Source organism: Thauera chlorobenzoica (genome assembly GCF_001922305.1).
Classification (GTDB): Bacteria; Pseudomonadota; Gammaproteobacteria; order Burkholderiales; family Rhodocyclaceae; genus Thauera; species Thauera chlorobenzoica.
The window spans coordinates 3,027,897-3,044,024 of sequence record NZ_CP018839.1; the positions used below are offsets into that span (position 1 = coordinate 3,027,897).

At 69.1% G+C, this 16,128-nt stretch carries 14 protein-coding genes; 5 read left to right on the forward strand and 9 right to left on the reverse strand.

The features are described from left to right. The first annotated feature begins 69 nt into the window (after positions 1 to 69). The 5 genes from Tchl_RS14060 (at position 70) to Tchl_RS14080 (ending at position 5,239) form a co-directional block, all read left to right on the forward strand. Complete coding sequence (locus Tchl_RS14060; RefSeq protein ID WP_075148962.1) at positions 70 to 882, forward strand: inositol monophosphatase family protein; 813 nt, start codon at positions 70 to 72, stop codon at positions 880 to 882. A 203-nt stretch (positions 883 to 1,085) separates the two neighbouring features. Continuing rightward, the gene (gene mutS / locus Tchl_RS14065; protein ID WP_075148963.1) at positions 1,086 to 3,674 is read left to right on the forward strand and encodes a DNA mismatch repair protein MutS; all 2,589 of its coding nucleotides are present in this window, start codon (positions 1,086 to 1,088) and stop codon (positions 3,672 to 3,674) included. Further along, positions 3,671 to 4,441 carry a spermine/spermidine synthase domain-containing protein gene (locus tag Tchl_RS14070; protein ID WP_075148964.1) on the forward strand — a complete coding sequence of 257 codons (771 nt, stop codon included), beginning with the start codon at positions 3,671 to 3,673 and terminating at the stop codon, positions 4,439 to 4,441. The genes mutS and Tchl_RS14070 overlap by 4 nt, the downstream gene beginning before the upstream one ends. 159 nt (positions 4,442 to 4,600) lie before the next feature. Beyond that, entirely contained in the window at positions 4,601 to 4,804 is a 204-nt protein-coding gene (nqrM, locus tag Tchl_RS14075; RefSeq protein WP_075148965.1) for a (Na+)-NQR maturation NqrM, read from the forward strand. Between the two features lie 27 nt (positions 4,805 to 4,831). Continuing rightward, positions 4,832 to 5,239 (forward strand): CBS domain-containing protein, encoded by a 408-nt coding sequence (locus Tchl_RS14080; RefSeq protein ID WP_075148966.1) that lies wholly within the window; start codon positions 4,832 to 4,834, stop codon positions 5,237 to 5,239. Positions 5,240 to 5,290: 51 nt separating this feature from the next. Here Tchl_RS14080 and dnaQ read toward each other — a convergent pair whose 3' ends face one another. The 9 genes from dnaQ to Tchl_RS18010 form a co-directional block, all read right to left on the reverse strand. After that, on the reverse strand, positions 5,291 to 6,016 hold the full coding sequence (gene dnaQ, locus Tchl_RS14085; RefSeq protein ID WP_075148967.1) for a DNA polymerase III subunit epsilon: 726 nt from the start codon (positions 6,014 to 6,016) through the stop codon (positions 5,291 to 5,293). Positions 6,017 to 6,033: 17 nt separating this feature from the next. Beyond that, positions 6,034 to 6,495 carry a ribonuclease HI gene (gene rnhA / locus Tchl_RS14090; protein WP_075148968.1) on the reverse strand — a complete coding sequence of 154 codons (462 nt, stop codon included), beginning with the start codon at positions 6,493 to 6,495 and terminating at the stop codon, positions 6,034 to 6,036. Then, positions 6,496 to 7,224 (reverse strand): methyltransferase domain-containing protein, encoded by a 729-nt coding sequence (locus Tchl_RS14095; RefSeq protein ID WP_075148969.1) that lies wholly within the window; start codon positions 7,222 to 7,224, stop codon positions 6,496 to 6,498. It abuts the gene before it with no gap. 195 nt (positions 7,225 to 7,419) lie between these two features. After that, the gene (locus Tchl_RS18290; RefSeq protein ID WP_075148970.1) at positions 7,420 to 7,935 is read right to left on the reverse strand and encodes a DUF4124 domain-containing protein; all 516 of its coding nucleotides are present in this window, start codon (positions 7,933 to 7,935) and stop codon (positions 7,420 to 7,422) included. 63 nt (positions 7,936 to 7,998) lie between these two features. Beyond that, positions 7,999 to 8,214: a hypothetical protein gene (locus Tchl_RS14105; RefSeq protein ID WP_075148971.1), complete on the reverse strand. Its 216-nt coding sequence runs from the start codon at positions 8,212 to 8,214 to the stop codon at positions 7,999 to 8,001. A 32-nt stretch (positions 8,215 to 8,246) separates the two neighbouring features. Next, the gene (locus Tchl_RS14110; protein ID WP_075148972.1) at positions 8,247 to 10,259 is read right to left on the reverse strand and encodes a hypothetical protein; all 2,013 of its coding nucleotides are present in this window, start codon (positions 10,257 to 10,259) and stop codon (positions 8,247 to 8,249) included. Between the two features lie 3 nt (positions 10,260 to 10,262). Further along, on the reverse strand, positions 10,263 to 11,675 hold the full coding sequence (locus tag Tchl_RS14115; RefSeq protein WP_157110119.1) for a WD40 repeat domain-containing protein: 1,413 nt from the start codon (positions 11,673 to 11,675) through the stop codon (positions 10,263 to 10,265). A 3-nt stretch (positions 11,676 to 11,678) separates the two neighbouring features. Beyond that, entirely contained in the window at positions 11,679 to 12,158 is a 480-nt protein-coding gene (locus tag Tchl_RS14120; RefSeq protein ID WP_075148974.1) for a hypothetical protein, read from the reverse strand. 9 nt (positions 12,159 to 12,167) lie between these two features. Beyond that, positions 12,168 to 16,124, reverse strand: coding sequence for a hypothetical protein (locus Tchl_RS18010; RefSeq protein WP_075148975.1), 3,957 nt, complete (start codon positions 16,122 to 16,124; stop codon positions 12,168 to 12,170). Positions 16,125 to 16,128 lie beyond the last annotated feature (4 nt).

Here is a 16,128-nt window from a genome sequence, read left to right on the forward strand (position 1 = left end):
CCCGGAACGTGTACCGAACGGATCGGTGCATCGTCGCAGGCCCCGCTTCTTTAACCGAGACCGCTCCGCATGCATCCCACCCTGAACATCGCCGTCAAGGCCGCCCGTCGCGCTGCGACCGTCATCAACCGCGCCTCGACCCAGCTCGATCTGCTCACCGTGCACGCGAAATCGCCCAACGACTTCGTCACCGAAGTGGACCGTGCTGCCGAGCAGGCCATCATCGAAGTGCTGCGCGACGCCTTCCCGGGGCACGGGATTCTAGCAGAGGAGTCCGGGGAACTCGGTCCCCTGAGCGGCACGGCGAGCGAGTTCAACTGGATCATCGACCCGCTCGACGGCACCACCAACTTCATCCACGGCTTCCCCCAGTACGCGATCTCGATCGCCCAGACCAAGAACGGGGTGCTCGAGCACGCGGTGGTCTACGATCCGGTCGCCAACGAGATGTTCACCGCCTCGCGCGGCAGCGGCGCCTTCCTCAACGATCGCCGGATCCGCGTATCGCGCCGCACCCGCCTGAACGAAGCGCTGATCGGCACCGGCTTCCCCTTCCGCCAGTTCGACCACGTCGACGCTTACCTGGCGATGTTCAAGGAACTCACCCGCAAGACCGCCGGCATCCGCCGCCCGGGCGCCGCCGCACTCGACCTCGCCTATGTCGCCGCCGGGCGACTCGACGGCTTCTGGGAAATGGGCCTGTCGCCGTGGGACATGGCCGCCGCCGTGCTGCTGATCCAGGAAGCAGGCGGCCTGGTGTCCGACCTCTCGGGCGAAGCGAACTTCCTCACCACCGGCAACGTCGTCGCCGGTGCCCCGAAGATCTTCGGCCAGCTCCTGCCCATCATCCAGTCCTATCGTCCGGCCAACATGCCGGCCTGAAGCGGGCCACGCTGCAGGAGCGGCGGCGCAGTACGCTCGAAAACCTGCGCTGAAAAACGGAGTGCGCACGACTGCGGAGACGCATGGACGCCAGGCGAGACAGACCAACGAGCGCCAACGAACAGCGAAGAATCAGTACCTTGGACGATAAATCACAGCGCTCGCATGGATTTGATGAGCACCAGATAGCGCAGCACACGCCGATGATGCAGCAGTACCTGCGGCTCAAGGCGGAGCACCCCTTCACGCTGCTTTTCTACCGCATGGGCGATTTCTACGAGCTCTTCTTCGAAGACGCCGAAAAGGCCGCGCGGCTCCTTGACATTACCCTGACCACCCGCGGCCAGTCCGGCGGCAAGCCGATCCGGATGGCGGGCGTGCCCTTCCACGCCCTCGAGCAGTACCTCGCCCGCCTGGTCAAGCTGGGCGAATCGGTGGTGATCGCCGAGCAGATCGGCGAGCCGGGCGCGACCAAGGGGCCGATGGAGCGCGCGGTGAGCCGCATCGTCACCCCCGGCACGCTGACCGACGCCGCACTGCTCGACGACCGCCGCGACGCCCTGCTGCTGGCGGCCAGTGTGCACCGCGGCGTGCTCGGTCTGGCCTGGCTCAACCTCGCCAACGGCGACCTGCGCCTCATGCAATGCGCGGCCGAGAACCTGCAGGCCCAGTTCGAGCGCCTGCGCCCGGCCGAAGTGCTGATTCCGGACGGCCTTGCGCTGCCGCTGCTCGACCGCCTCGCGCCGGCGCTGCGGCGCCTGGCCGACTGGCAGTTCGACGCCGAGACCGGCCTCCGCCTGTTGACTACGCACTTCGGCACCCGCGACCTCGCCGGTTTTGGCGTTACCGAGACCGGCACCGACGGCTTGCCGCTGGCGCTCGGCGCGGCGGCGGCGCTGTACGACTACGCTCAGGCCACCCAGCGCCAGACCCTGGCCCATGTCACCGGCCTCACCGTCGAACGCGAATCCGAATACCTGCGCCTCGATGCCGCCACCCGGCGCAACCTCGAACTCACCGAGACCCTGCGCGGCGAACCTGCGCCCACCCTGCTGTCGCTGCTCGACGGCTGCGTCACCAGCATGGGCTCGCGCTGGCTGCGCCATGCGCTGCACCACCCGCTGCGCGAGCGCGCCATCCCCGCCGCACGCCAGGCCGCGGTCGCGGATCTGGTCGGCGAAACCACCGACTACGGCATCGACAGCCGCGACGGCCGCCTGGCCGCAGCGGTGCGCACGGCGCTGCGCGGGGTCGCCGACGTGGATCGCATCACCGCCCGCATCGCGCTGCGCAGCGCACGCCCACGCGATCTCTCGGCGCTGCGCGAAAGCCTCGCGCGCCTGCCCGCGCTCGGTGAGGCCTTGTCGGCGTGCGGCGCGGCGCTGCTGCTCGAATTGCGTGCCGCGCTGGACATTGCCCCCGAAGCGCTGGCCCTGCTGCAGCGCGCGATCGCCACCGAGCCCGCCGCGATGGTGCGCGACGGCGGCGTGATCGGCCCCGGCTTCGACACCGAACTCGACGAACTGCGCGCGATTCAGAGCAATTGCGGCGAATTCCTCCTCGCCCTCGAGGCGCGCGAGCGCGAGCGCAGCGGCATCACCAACCTCAAAGTGGAGTTCAACCGCGTCCATGGCTTCTACATCGAAGTCAGCCGCGCCAACGCCGACAAGGTGCCCGACGACTACCGCCGCCGCCAGACGCTGAAGAACGCCGAACGCTACATCACTCCCGAGCTGAAGGCCTTCGAAGACAAGGCCTTGTCGGCGCAGGAGCGCGCCCTGGCGCGCGAGAAGCTGCTCTACGACCAGATCCTCGACGCCCTTGCCGGCCACATTCCGGCACTGCAGCGCATCGCGCGCGCGCTGGCGACGGTGGACGCGCTTGCCGCCTTCGCCGACGCCGCGCTGCGCAACGGCTACGTCCAGCCGCGCTTCATCGACACCCCCGGCGTGCACATCGCCGGCGGCCGCCACCCGGTGGTCGAACGCCAGGTGGACAGCTTCATCCGCAACGACGCCCACCTCGCCGCCACCCGCCGCATGCTGATGATCACCGGCCCCAACATGGGCGGCAAATCGACCTTCATGCGCCAGGTGGCGCTGATCTGCCTGCTCGCCCATGTTGGCAGCTTCGTCCCGGCCGAGGCTGCCGAGCTCGGCCCGCTGGATGCCATCTTCACCCGCATCGGCGCCTCCGACGACCTCGCCTCCGGGCGCTCGACCTTCATGGTCGAGATGACCGAGGCCGCCGCCATCCTGCACGGCGCCACCGCCCACAGCCTGGTGCTGATGGACGAGATCGGCCGCGGGACATCCACCTTCGACGGTCTTGCGCTGGCCTTTGCCATCGCCCGCCACCTGCTGGAAAAAAACGGCAGCCTGACGCTGTTCGCCACCCATTATTTCGAACTCACCCGGCTCGCCGCCGACTATCCGGAGTGCGCCAACGTGCACCTGGACGCGGTCGAGCACGGCCACCGCATCGTCTTCCTCCATGCATTGGAGGAAGGCCCGGCAAGCCAGAGCTACGGCATCGAGGTCGCCGCGCTCGCCGGCATCCCGGCAGGCGTGATCCGCGACGCCAAGCGGCGGCTGCGCGCCCTGGAGAACCGCGAGATCGACGCCGGCCCGCAGGCCGACCTGTTCGCCGCCCTGCCCGAGCCGGAGGACGCGCCGCTGTCGCACCCGGTGCTGACCGAGCTCGCCGACATCGACCCCGATGTGCTCAGTCCGCGCGAAGCGCTCGAGCGCCTGTATGCCCTCAAGCGCCTGGCCGGAGGCGCCACCGCATGAACCCACCGATCGACATCTCCGAACAGGCCGGCGTGCGCTACCTGCACTTCGGCTCCGACTGGATCCAGGGGGCGATGCGCATCCGCCGCCCCCATGCGCTCGAGCTCGCCTACACCCGCGAGATGATGGCGGGCCTGCTGCTGCGCGACGGCCTTGCCGCCGACGGCGGGCGCTGGCCGAAGAAGGTGCTGATCATCGGCCTCGGCGCCGCCTCGCTGGCGCGCTTCGTTCATCACCATCTGCCGCAGGCGCGCATCCGGGTGGTCGAGATCGCCCCCGCGGTGGTCGCCGCGGCACGCCAGTTCTTCAAGCTGCCGGCCGAGGACGCGCGCTTCTCGATCCACCTCGGCTGCGGCGCGCAGTACGTGCTGGAGCGGGACGAGACCTGGGACTACATCCTCGTCGATGGCTACGACCGCAACGCCCGCGCCGGCGCCCTCGACACCCTGCCGTTCCACCAGGCGCTGCATGCGCGATTGAGCGAGCGCGGCTTGATGGCGGCAAATCTGTTCGGCCGTGCGCGCGGCTACAAGGCCAGCCTGGAGCGCATCACCCATGCTTCCGGGGGGCGGGCGATCGCGTTTCCGTCCTGCGACAGCGGCAACGTCGTCGCCTTCGCTGCCGCCGGCGAGCCGATCGAGCGCAGCATGGATGAGCTGCGCCTGCGCGCACGCCAGCTGAAGGACGAAACCGGGCTCGACCTGGGACCGACGGTGACCCGGCTGGAACAGTCGGGCACGCTGTCCGGCGCGCGTCTACAGCTTTGAGACCGGCGGCCGTACCCGGCGATGACCCTGTAGCGATGCCGGGGACGATCCCGGTGTTGCTGCCGCCACCCCGCAGGCATGGTCAGAACGGCCGCGCTCGGGGTATTGTCCACCTGTAACAAGGGAGCCAGGCCGGCCCCTACCCGAGGCAGATGCAAGATGAACACTTTTCTGATCACCCTCGCCGTCGTCGGTATCGTCATCGCCGCAATGGCAATCGGCGTCATGTTCGGACGCAAGCCGATCGCCGGCAGCTGCGGCGGTCTGGGGACGCTCGGCCAGGATTGCGAGTTCGGCTGCAAGAAGCCCTGCACCAAGCGCCAGGCCCGCATCAGCGCCGCGAGCACCGAACAATCGAACTGAATCACACGATAAAAACCGGGAAGAACCATGCTCAGTTCCCTGCTCGTCAAAGACTACATGATCGGCGACCACCTCGCTTTCACCGCCCGGACCGACCTCCTCAAGGCGGTGCATACCCTGCTCGAGCATGGCTTGAGCGGTGCCCCGGTGGTCGATGAAAACAACCGCCTGATCGGTTTCCTGTCCGAAAGGGACTGCCTCAAGGCGGCGCTCGATGCATCCTATTTCCGCCACGAAGCGGGCGAGGTGCAGGAATTCATGAGCCGGGATGTGAGCTCGATTGCCGGCGATGCCAGCCTGATCGACGCCATCCAGATGTTCCTCGCCAACCCGCATCGCTGCCTGCCGGTCGTCGAAGGCTCACGCCTGATCGGCCAGCTCTCGCGCGCCGACATCCTCAAAGGGCTGGAAAAGCTGCGCCGCGACGGGCGCTGAACTCGCCGCCGGCGCAATCCGGCTGGACCCCGCCGCAAGCGTAGTACGCGATCAGGCCGGCGAAGCCTTTTCAGGCTCGGGCGGCAGCCACAGGCACAAGCCCTTGTTCGCCTTCGCGATCTCCCCCAGCACCGCCCGATGAGCCTGCAGTTCGGCCTCACTCGGGCGCAGCACCTTCAGCGGCGCGCGCGCAGTCAGCACCGCCGCACTCGCCGCATCGCCTGCCGCAGGCTCGTCGTCGAGCCCGATCATCAGGCTGTCCTGCCCGCGCGTCATCGCCAGATAGACTTCGGCGAGCAGTTCGGCATCGAGCAAGGCACCATGCAGTTCGCGGCGGGCATTGTCGATCGAGTGGCGCTCGCACAACGCATCGAGCGAAGCCTTCTTGCCCGGATTCTGCTCTTTCGCCAGCCTCAGGGTGTCGATGACGCCCGAGCACAGGGTGTTCAGCCGGCCACGGCCGAGCAGTTCGAGCTCGCAATCGAGAAAACCGACATCGAAGCTGGCGTTGTGGATCACCAGCTCGGCGTCGCGCACGAAGTCCTCGAAGGCTTCGGCGATGTCGGCGAACTTCGGCTTGTCGGCGAGGAACTCCTCGGTGATGCCGTGCACCGCGACGGCTTCGGCCGCGATCCGGCGCCCCGGGTTGATGTAGACGTGGAAATGCCGCCCGGTGAGGCTGCGGCTGAACAGTTCGACGCAGCCGATCTCGATGACGCGGTCGCCATTGCGCCAGTCGAGGCCGGTCGTTTCGGTGTCGAGCACGATTTGTCGCATGGGCAATGCTCCTTTTTTCAGCCTTCGACCACGGCGCCGGCCCGCCGCACCGCCTCCACGCCGCGACGGGCGAGGGCGTCGGCACGCTCGTTTTCCGGATGCCCGGCATGTCCGCGCACCCACAGCCACTTGACCTGGTGACGGGCGGCGGCGGCATCGAGCGCACGCCACAGGTCTTCATTCTTCACCGGCGCCTTCGACGCCGTTTTCCAGCCACGCGCTTTCCAGCCGTGGATCCACTCCGAAATGCCTTTCTGGACGTACTGGCTGTCGGTATGCACGCGTGCCGACACCGGGCGCTTGAGCGCATCGAGGGCGCGGATGACCGCCAGCAGTTCCATCCGGTTGTTGGTGGTATCCGGTTCTCCCCCCCACAATTCCTTCTCGTGCGAGCCAGCGCGCAGGATCGCGCCCCAGCCGCCGGGACCGGGATTGCCGCTGCAGGCGCCATCGGTATAGATATCCACTTCCTCTGTCATCTAATGCGTTTTCCTTGTGTCGCCGTTGCGCTGGGCAAGCGGTGAAAGTCTTTTCGAGTGAGCCTTGCGCCCACGCCATTGGGGCGTGATCAGGCGCATCCCATGGACCCGCTTGACCCCGTGCAGCAGGTAAGCCGCTCCCAGCACCGGCCACCAGCGCGCCCCCGCCCGATCCATGAAGCGCCAGCGCTCCAGCCATTGCGCACTGCTCACCGGCGGAGCAAAGCAGCCGCTGTCACTGCCCCGGATCTCGAAACCGAGCAGGTTGAGCCAGTCACGGATGCGCATTGCACTGCGGTACTGGCCATTCCACGGCGCCGTGCTGGCGCGGCATCCGAGCACACGGCGCAGCCCCCACAGGCTGACCGGATTGATGCCGGTGATGACCACGCTTCCCTCGGCCACCAGCACGCGCTCGACTTCACGCAGCACCTCGTGCGGGTGGCGCGAAAACTCCAGCACGTGCGGCAGCAGCACCAGATCCAGGCTGGCACTGGCGAACGGCAGTTCGAACTCGTTGGCCCGCACCTGCGCCCCCGCGAGCGGCGCGCAGTCGAAGCGGTGCGGCATCCGGTTCGCCCGCAGCAGGTCGATCCCGGGCAGGCCGACCTGCGCCGCGTTGTAGCCGAAAATGTCGGCCACGGTGCGATCCACCCCTTCCTGCTCCCAGCCGAGCAGATAACGCCCCTGCGGCGTCTGCAGCCAGCCCTGAAGATCGAGGATTGACATTGGCTCTCAGGTCCTCACAATTCAGGGATGAACATTATACGTCGCCAATTCGCCTAGAACCCGCGCCGTTACAGGCATTTAGCGTCCCTGCTGTCTAAAACTCGAAAACCCAGCAGCGGCCCTCAACCCCGCGTGAATACTGGGGCGATTTTTGAATTTTAGACAGCAAAATCGTGCTTTACCGCCCTCCCCCGCTCACTGCCCCATCATCCCCGCCCGCTGCTCTTCCAGCCGCTTGATCTCGTCCCGTATCCCGCGCATCCGCAGGTCGTAGCGGGCGACGGTGGCGTTCATTTCTTCGCTGATGCTCTGCTCCCACATCGCGCCGGCAAGGTTGTTGTTGGCGCGGTCCTTTTTGTTGCGCAGGGCCGCGAGTTCGCGGGTCATCCGGTCCTGCTCTTGCTCGAGGTCGGCGCGTTCGACGCGCAGGCGGCGGTCGAGCTCGCGCAGCTGGCGGGAGCGGACCATGTCGTCGACGGAGGCGTTGATCTTGTCGAGGGTGGTGGGTGCGCCGGGGGCGGGCGGGGTGCCGGGGCCGGCGGCGGGGCGGATGTCGAGGGGCTGGGCGTCGGCGGCGCAGGGGCGGTCGGCGAAGACGGTCTGGCCGTCGATGCGGCACTTGTAGATCTGGGCGTGGGCGGCGGTGGCGATGAGCAGCGCGGCGGGGATCGCGGCGGCGCGGAGGATGGGCAGGCGGGGCGCCGGGGGCATGGCGGCATTCTCCATGGATAGGCTGGAGGCATTCTACCGCGGCGGGCGGGGCGGGGCTGCGGGTCAGATTTCGATGAGTGTGACCGGCAGCGCGGGGGCGGGGCCTTCGAGGGCGCCGGCGCGCACGAACACGGCCTGGCCGAGTTCGGCCTCGCCGCGGGCGGCGATGAGGCTGCCGTCGGGGAGTTGGACGCGCAGCGGCGCGGTGGCGACGACGGTGCCGACGAGCAGCGGAGCGTCGGGGATGAGGGCGCGGAACTTGGCGTAGAGGTTGCTCATGGTCGGCGGGGCTGGCGATGGGGGAAGGTGGGCTAGAGGTGGGTTTCGAGCTCGATGGTCTGGCGCGCGGTGGGGAGCTGGGCGCGCACGGCGGTGCTGCGCACGAGGCCGGTGCGGGGGGTGCCGGCGTCGGTGTAGCGGATGAGCTGGCCGGGGGTGAGGATGCCGGTTTCGGGGAGGATCGGCAGGTCGAGGGTGATGCGTGCCTGGCGGCCGGTGTCGGCGAGGATGGCGCGGCCGCGGGCGCGGGCGGCGTCGGCGTGGGTGACGAGGGGGTCGGTGACCATGGGGGCGACGACGTCGCCCGCGGTGCCGGCGCGGGTGACCTGGCCGAGGATGCCGCCGGCTTCGGTGCCACTGACGAACACGCGGTTGTAGTCGGGGCGCTGCAGCCATTCGATGGCCTCGCGCACCACCGGGGCGCTGGGCAGGTCGACGTCGGGGGTGGCGGCGTCCCATTCCCACGGCAGCAGCGGGTAGCGCGGGAGAATGCGCAAGGTGTCGGTGAGCGGGTCGGCCTGGACGTAGGCGCCGGCGGCTTCGGCCAGGCGCTGGGCGTGGGCGATGTAGGGGCCGGTATGGTTGTAGAGCCCGGCGGGGACGAGCCAGTCGGCGGCCTGCCAGTCGAGCGTCCAGCCCAGCGACACACCGTTGTCGGTAAGGGCGTCGGCGAGCAGCTGCTGCGCGCTGCGGTCGCTGCCGTTGCTGCGGGTGACGATGGGGCTGTGGGGGTCGGCGAGCATGGCCGCCCTGCCCCGCCCGCTGATGCGCAGGCGCGACTGGGCAAAGCGGCGGTCGCGGGCGATGCGTTCGGCGAGCAGGCGGAAGGACTCGCCGTTGACGGTGGCGATGAGTTCGACCGGCTCGCCGGCGGCGATGGGTTCGACCATGGCGAGCTCGGCGCCGGGGATGGAGGCGTCCCAGCCCCAACTCCAGGAATCGGCGTCGATCTGCAGGGCGAGCGAGAGCGGCTCGAGCGGGGCGCCGTCGGCAGCGCGGACGAGGGAGACGGTGTTGATCACGATGTAGGCCTTTCGGACGGGGACGACGATTTGCCCTTCGGGCGGGGGGGGGGTGGGGTCTGTAGCCTCGCACGGGGGCTGCACGACGCGGCCGATGCCGAGGATGACCGGGCACGAGAGGTGTCTCGGGACGTAGTTCGGGTGGCACGGCCGCAGCGCGGTGGCGCTGAGCAGCGGCGCCTCGTAGCGCGGCCACCAGCGGCCGGGCGGCGGGGGGATCGCTTGTGTCCAGTCCTGCCGCAGCGGGACGAGGACGGGTACGCCGCGCAGCGCGTACTCCACGACCAGCACAAGCGCGTGCTTGGCCGGGGCGGTGCCGTGGACGGCGCGGAGGGTCTGCTTCGGCTTGCCGGTATCCGCCCACCGCTGCCGGGTGCCGGCCGACAGCGGGATGCCGTGCTGATGCCGTGCGCCCGCGTTGAGACGGGCGCGGAGCGTGTCGGCCCACCGCTGGCGGGTGCTGCCGCGGGTGCGCTCGCCGTGTTGGTGCGGCGCACTGGCGCGGTTGATGATCTGCGCCATGTGCACCGCGCGGGCGGACGTACCGACCGCGGCGGGCATGGCCTGTGCCGCGCGCGCGGCCATCGGCAGGCGGGTCGGCGCGGCGGACTGCTGCACCATCGCCGTGCCTGCGCGGGTTTGCTGCGCTGACTGCGAACGGGCATTCGCGCCCACGCCCACTGCGTCGGGCAGATCGAGGTAGTGCTCCGCACCCACTGCGGCCGACAGCGCCGGGACGACCACCGGCAGGTAGGCGGACGCGGTGCCGGTGGCGCTCGGGAGCGCGGTGCCCGTTGCCGATGCGGTGATCTGCGGCGCGGTGAGGGGCAGCGTGGCAGACAGCACGCCGATAGCATCCGCTCCCGTGGCCGGCGGTTCGACCGTGCTCGAGCACGGCAGCAGGGTCGCGCCGATATCGGGCGGCGAGTAGCCTTCGGCCAGCACCACCCGCGTCTGGACGAGCGTGTCCGTCAGCGGGGGCGGGGTGTAGGACTCGGTGAGGACGACCGGCGACTTGATCACGGCTTAGGGCGCGGGCGGCAATTCCACGGTATAGGGGCCGTGACAGACCGGCTCGCACCCGGCGCGCAGGTAGGTCACGTCGTAGGTGCCGGGCGGGACTTCGGCCGACCAGTCGCCGTTCGCGGCCGGGTAGACGCGCGTTTCGAGTTTGCGCGACGCCCACACGCGCACCACGACCTCGTCCGCCGGCCCGCCGCTGGTGGTCGTGACATTGCCCGACAGCGTGACCATCGTGCCGACGTAGGGGAGATAAATATCGGTCGGCGGGTCGCCGCCGGTGGTGGCGTCGATGCGGATGTTCAGCACCTCGTCGTCGTTACCGGCGGGGTTGCGGGCGATCAGCCAATAATCGTCCGCGTTGTAGCTCCTCACCTCGAGCTCGCCCGTCACCGGATCGCTCGGTTGCTGGAAGAACCGGGCGAAGCTCGGTCGATGGTGCACTTGCACCGTTGCCTGAATCGGGTTGCCGTTGTAATCGAACACTTTGAACTTGCGCGAATACCACGCAGAATCGGGGCGCCACGCGCAACCGTAGCCGGTGCCCGAGAGCGTCGGCGTGCCGCTGACGACCGTCCAGTCTGACGTTCGGATGACGCGCAGGTACGGGCTGATGCTGTGCGCAACGGCGAGATACTGCCCATCGGGTGAAAACGCGCAGCCGTAGCCGGTGCCCGAGAGCGTCGGCGTGCCGCTGACGACCGTCCAGTCTGACGTTCGGATGACGCGCAGGTACGGGCTGATGCTGTGCGCAACGGCGAGATACTGCCCATCGGGTGAAAACGCGCAGCCGTAGCCGGTGCCCGAGAGCGTCGGCGTGCCGCTGACGACCGTCCAGTCTGACGTTCGGATGACACGCAGGTACGGGCTGCTGCTGTACGCAACGGCGAGATACTGCCCGTCGGGTGAAAACGCGCAGCCGCGGCCGATGTTCGAGAGCGCCGGCGTGCCGCTGACGACCGTCCAGTCTGACGTGCGGATGACGCGCAGGTACGGGCTACTGTCGTACGCAACGGCGAGATACTGCCCATCGGGTGAAAACGCGCAGCCGTAGCCGGCGCTCGAGAGCGTCGGCGTGCCGCTGACGACCGTCCAGTCTGACGTTCGGATGACGCGCAGGTACGGGCTGCCGCTGTACGCAACGGCGAGATACTGCCCGTCGGGTGAAAACGCGCAGCCGCGGCTGATGTTCGAGAGCGCCGGCGTGCCGCTGACGACCGTCCAGTCTGACGTACGGATCACCCGCAGGTTGGGGCTGTTGGTGTGCGCAACCGCCAGATACTGCCCGTCGGGCGAAAAGGCGCAGCCGTTGCCGGGGCCCACCAATGAGAGCGGCACGGCCGCCTCGCCCCACGTAACCGTGTCCACGCCCGTTAGAAAATCGCCGGCGTCGTGCGCCGCCACCAACAAACTCGACATCGCTCAACCCCCGAAAGAAATGCTGGTGAGTCGCGCGAGCGACCCGTTGAACAGGCGCACCACCGGCAGCCCGCCCTCCTCGACGTTCGGCTCCATTTGCACCTCGCCGCCCGCGCCCGTCAGGCTCACGGTCAAATCCATCACGCGCACACCGGCCGGGTCGAAGACGGTGGCGCCCAGGGGCGCGGTGCCGGTGCTCGGGTCGGCGCCGGTCACGAGGGCTTCGCGCGGGGCGGTGACGACGAGCGTGATCATGGTGTTCTGCGGGTCGGTGTTGTCGACGTTGATCGTGCCGACCGCAGCGGTCAGGGGGATGGTGACGAGCGCAACCGCGGCGGGCGCCGTGGGGGTCTCGTTGTCGTAGAGTACGATGGTGCTCACGACCTCGCCGGCACCCGTGAGCCGGTCGAGGGTGGCTTGCAGCGCGGGGAGGCGGCAGGCTTGCAGCCGCTCCTCCGCGTGGTCGTTGGACAGGGTGGGCATGTCTAGTCCTTACGGGCGGTCGATGTTGCCGAGCGCGTAGATTTCCACGCCATCCGCCCCATCGCCGATCGGTTCGTCGGATTGCTGGATCGAACGGGCGATCCAGATGTCGGCCAGCGCGCCGACGGTGTTGATGCGCACGACGTTACCGGCCGACCACCCGCCGCCGTTTGCGGCAACGGGAATCGTCAGGTACGGCACGCCGCCGGTCCACGTCTCGGTCACTGCGTCCCAAATCCGGGTGCGCGGGTTGATCGGGGCGATGTCGGCGGTGAAGGGGCCGGAATACACCAGGCCGCGGCGCTGGCCGATGAGTTCGACGTTGGTGGTGGTGGTCCAGCGCAGAATCCAGCGTTCGGTTTCGGCGCCTTCGTTGGTGACTTCGATCGGGTGGGCGATGGTGTCGAGGGTGGCGGTGGCCTCGCTGCCCTTGAGGGCGTCGGTCCAGGTGCCGTCCCAGGTGGCCTGGTCCCACACCGCACTGACGCGGGCGCGGCGGTCGCCATGGATGAGGCAGGAGGCGACGAGCGATTCGCCGGCCGGGTAGTCGTGGGTGAGCGCGCGCGCCAGGGTGAGCTGGCCGCTGATCTGGGCGTCGGTGATCTGGCGCAGGTCGCCGACGGTGTGGCGCACCGTCACCGGCATGGTCATGCCCGAGACGTCGATGAAGGTGACGAGGCCGGTGGCGCGGTCGAGGGTGAAGCCGTCGCGCACGGTGGCGCCGGTGGCGTCGATGACGCGAATCCAGGCGATGCGGGTGCGGCCGCAGTCGACGGTGCCGCCGTTGGCGACCGTGGCCGGGGCGGTGGTGGCGGCGTGCATGATCATGACCACGTCGCCGGCGCGATAGATGGGGACGCGGCCGTCGGCGGGCAGGCGCACCGGGTCGATGCCGAGGATGCCTGCGTCGAGCGGCAGATAGGTGTAGGCGACGGCGTTGTAGCGGATCGAGCTGGGGTCGACCGGGCGGGCAATCCACACCGTGGGCGCGGGGTCGGGGCTTTGCGGGTCGTGTTCGGGGTCGGGGCCGTACTGGCCGAAGGCGAGCTGCACGGTGCCGAATTCGTAGTTGACCGCGCCATAGACCCAGCTGGCGGTGATCTTGCCGTCGGCGTCGGCGGTGGCGCTGATCGTTTCGCCGTCGAGGGTGGTGGCGGTGAGGTTGAGCGATTCGGGGGCGATCGGGGCCACCGGCGTGCGGAAGGCGGCGCCGATCGCCGGCTCGATGCCGTACTGGGTGAGGCAGGCGAGCACCTGCACCGCGCCGCTGCCGCCGGCGGGCCAGTAGTCCAGGGTGACGCGGCCGGCGGCGAGGTCGAGCGTGCCCACTTCGAGGCCGCTGCCGAGGCGGTCGGGGTTCATGACGATGCGGCTGCCGCGGGCGACGAACAGGCCGCCGCCCAGGCGGAAGGCGAGCGATCCGGCGATGACGGGGTCGCCGGTATAGGGGGCGATGTCGATGTTGAGGGACTGCGCCGGCAGGGTCACGGATTCAGAAGTGGGCACGGTGGAGGTGACGACGTACTGGACGCGGATGAGCGCGCCGTTGCCCCAGGTGTCGGTGAACACCTCGCTGCCCCAGCTGCCGGTGTCGGCGGTAGATTCGCCGCCCGAAGAGCCGCGGATGGCGGTGGAGGATGAGGCCGATTGCGCGCTGGCGCCTGCGCGGGCGTCTTCGCCCAGGTAGTTGAGGTAGATCGTCGTGTTGCTGCCCGCGCTCGCGCTGTTGGTGCTGCTGCCGCCTTCGGTTTCGAGCGACTGCGAGACGGTGCCGGTGGACACGATGCCGAAGCTGGCGGCGCGCACGACGTCGGTGGGGATGAAGTACACCTGGCCGGTGGCGTAGTCCACAAAGCCGGCCTGCGGCCCGTAGAGCGCGCCGGCACCGTCGTCGGTGCAGCGCTTTTGGACCGCGACGTTGCCCACGCTGGTGCTGGATTCGGATTCGGCGAAGCTGCGGGTGGCCTCGTTTTGCTTGATCGACTCGATGTCTTGGGTCGAGAGCTGGGACGAGGTGGTAGTCCCTTGCTCGCGGACCCGGCCATTTTTGTAGGTGGGGCGCTTCCAGGCATCGTTGGCGCTCAGGCTGGTGCTGGAGGAATAGGCCGCGCTCGAGGCGTAGTAGGCGACGTTGCCCAGGGTCTGGGTGGCCTTTTCGGTGGCGGTGCTGGTGCGGATCGTTTCCCACTCGATGTTGAGCGAGCGCGGCACGATCGGCGTTTGCGCAAGCTGCAGGGTGACGAAGCCGTTGCCGTCCTGGGTGGGGGTAAAGGTTTCGGTCACCAGGGTGGCGCGGTCGTAGGTGACCACCGGGGTGGTGCCGGGGTCGGGCAGCACCGCGGGGCGGAACCAGTATTCGCGGCGGGTGTAGCTGACCGCGCCGTAGCCGTCGCCGGCGAGCAGGTGGGCGCCGTCGTCGGTCAGGGTCTGAGTGAGGCCGCCGGCCTGCCAGGTGAGGGTGAGGCTGCCGGGGGCGATGGCGTGTTCGTCGAGCGGGTCGCCGATCACCCCGGACCAGGTGATGGGGGTGACGGCGCTGGTGTCGCGGATGGCGAGCGCGGCGCGGTTGGCCCAGCTGAACAGGATCAGGCTGCCGGCGTCGGGCAGCGCGCCGAGGGTGACGCTGGCGACCCCGGTGACGTAGGAGAGCTGCCCGGCGCCAAGCGCGGAGTCGGCGCCCACGAGCAGGCCGGTGCCGTCGTCGGTGAGCACGTACCAGTTGCCGTTGGCCATGTAGCTGACCGACAGCGCCCCCGGGGCGGGGGTGGGCAGCAGGGTCTCGACCCAGTTGAAGCGGCGGTTTTCGGCGGTGACCTGGCGGAACAGGGTGTTGGCCGCGGTGCCCAGGGCCACCGCCGGCAGCCAGCTTACGTCCGCGCTGCTGCCCACGCTGTAGCCGGGGGCGGCGTTGAACTGGATATCGCCGGTGGCATAGACGATGCTGCCCACCGCCACCCCGGAGCGCAGCACGGTGCCGGCGCCGTCGTCGGTGGTGCTTTGCGGGCCGGCAAGCGAGCCGGGCAGCACGCCGGTGGCCAGGGTGAGGCGGCCATTGGCGGCGAAGGAAAGGTGGGCGTCGGCCACGGTGGTGGTGATCGGCGCGGCGGCGGTGGGGACCATGATGTCGCGCTCGCCCAGCATCTGGTTGGCGAGCGCCGATTCGGTGCGCGCCGAGGGCACGAGCTTGGTATACATGCTCGCCGCGCGCACCACGCGATCGCCCACGCTGGCAATGGCCGACAGCGGCTGGGCGCCGTAGTAGCGCGCGGCGTCGGCCACCGTGGTGTTGCGGATGCGGGCGGCGGCGCTGTAGCTGTAGTGGGTGTCGTAGTAGCGGGGGCTGTGGCCGGCAAAGTTGTGGCGCAGGGCGTCGGACAGGCCCAGCGTCACCACCCAGCGCTGGAATTCGAGGTTGTTGCTGAGCGCGGCGTCGGAGAAGGTCTGCTCGACCACGTCGACGCTGGTGACGCGCACGTACTGTTCCTTCTCGGTGCTCAAGCCTTCGTTCTGGACGATGCACAGGGTCTTACCGATCGGCGGCAGGGCGGAGCCGACGCGCTGGATCAGGTTGATCGCACGCATCCCGGTGATGTGGTTTTCGTACAGGTAGCCGGGCCAGGTGGGGCCCTTGTAGAGGTAGGACTCGACCTTGTCGGCGGCCTGGGCGCGGGTGTCGAACGGGTCGTTGCTGGAAAACAGGGTGTAGCCCAGCGCCTCGTCGGCGGGCAGCGCGGTGACCACCGTCTTGGCGCCGCCGTAGAGGTCGGTGGACAGGGTGCGCACGGCGAGGAAGAGCTTGCGCAGGTTGAAGCGGCCGTAGGCGCGGTCGAGGTCGGAGATGTCCTCGAAGACGTTGTTCATGGCGCCGTCTTCGATCACGCGCCCGGTGGCGGCGCCGCCGCCTTCGGGCACGTCGTCCATGACCTGCGATTCGACGAAGACGATGTTTTGTTCCTGGATGGGCATGGGG

Excerpts from the sequence above, each read along its gene's own strand:
- Tchl_RS14120 (WP_075148974.1), bottom strand. The coding sequence starts at position 12,158 with ATGCCCACCCTGTCCAACGACCACGCGGAGGAGCGGCTGCAAGCCTGC.
- dnaQ (WP_075148967.1), bottom strand. The coding sequence starts at position 6,016 with ATGCGACAAATCGTGCTCGACACCGAAACGACCGGCCTCGACTGGCGC.
- Tchl_RS14080 (WP_075148966.1), top strand. The coding sequence starts at position 4,832 with ATGCTCAGTTCCCTGCTCGTCAAAGACTACATGATCGGCGACCACCTC.
- rnhA (WP_075148968.1), bottom strand. The coding sequence starts at position 6,495 with ATGACAGAGGAAGTGGATATCTATACCGATGGCGCCTGCAGCGGCAAT.
- mutS (WP_075148963.1), top strand. The coding sequence starts at position 1,086 with ATGATGCAGCAGTACCTGCGGCTCAAGGCGGAGCACCCCTTCACGCTG.
- nqrM (WP_075148965.1), top strand. The coding sequence starts at position 4,601 with ATGAACACTTTTCTGATCACCCTCGCCGTCGTCGGTATCGTCATCGCC.
- Tchl_RS14060 (WP_075148962.1), top strand. The coding sequence starts at position 70 with ATGCATCCCACCCTGAACATCGCCGTCAAGGCCGCCCGTCGCGCTGCG.
- Tchl_RS14070 (WP_075148964.1), top strand. The coding sequence starts at position 3,671 with ATGAACCCACCGATCGACATCTCCGAACAGGCCGGCGTGCGCTACCTG.
- Tchl_RS14095 (WP_075148969.1), bottom strand. The coding sequence starts at position 7,224 with ATGTCAATCCTCGATCTTCAGGGCTGGCTGCAGACGCCGCAGGGGCGT.
- Tchl_RS14105 (WP_075148971.1), bottom strand. The coding sequence starts at position 8,214 with ATGAGCAACCTCTACGCCAAGTTCCGCGCCCTCATCCCCGACGCTCCG.
- Tchl_RS18010 (WP_075148975.1), bottom strand. The coding sequence starts at position 16,124 with ATGCCCATCCAGGAACAAAACATCGTCTTCGTCGAATCGCAGGTCATG.
- Tchl_RS18290 (WP_075148970.1), bottom strand. The coding sequence starts at position 7,935 with ATGCCCCCGGCGCCCCGCCTGCCCATCCTCCGCGCCGCCGCGATCCCC.
- Tchl_RS14115 (WP_157110119.1), bottom strand. The coding sequence starts at position 11,675 with ATGTCGAGTTTGTTGGTGGCGGCGCACGACGCCGGCGATTTTCTAACG.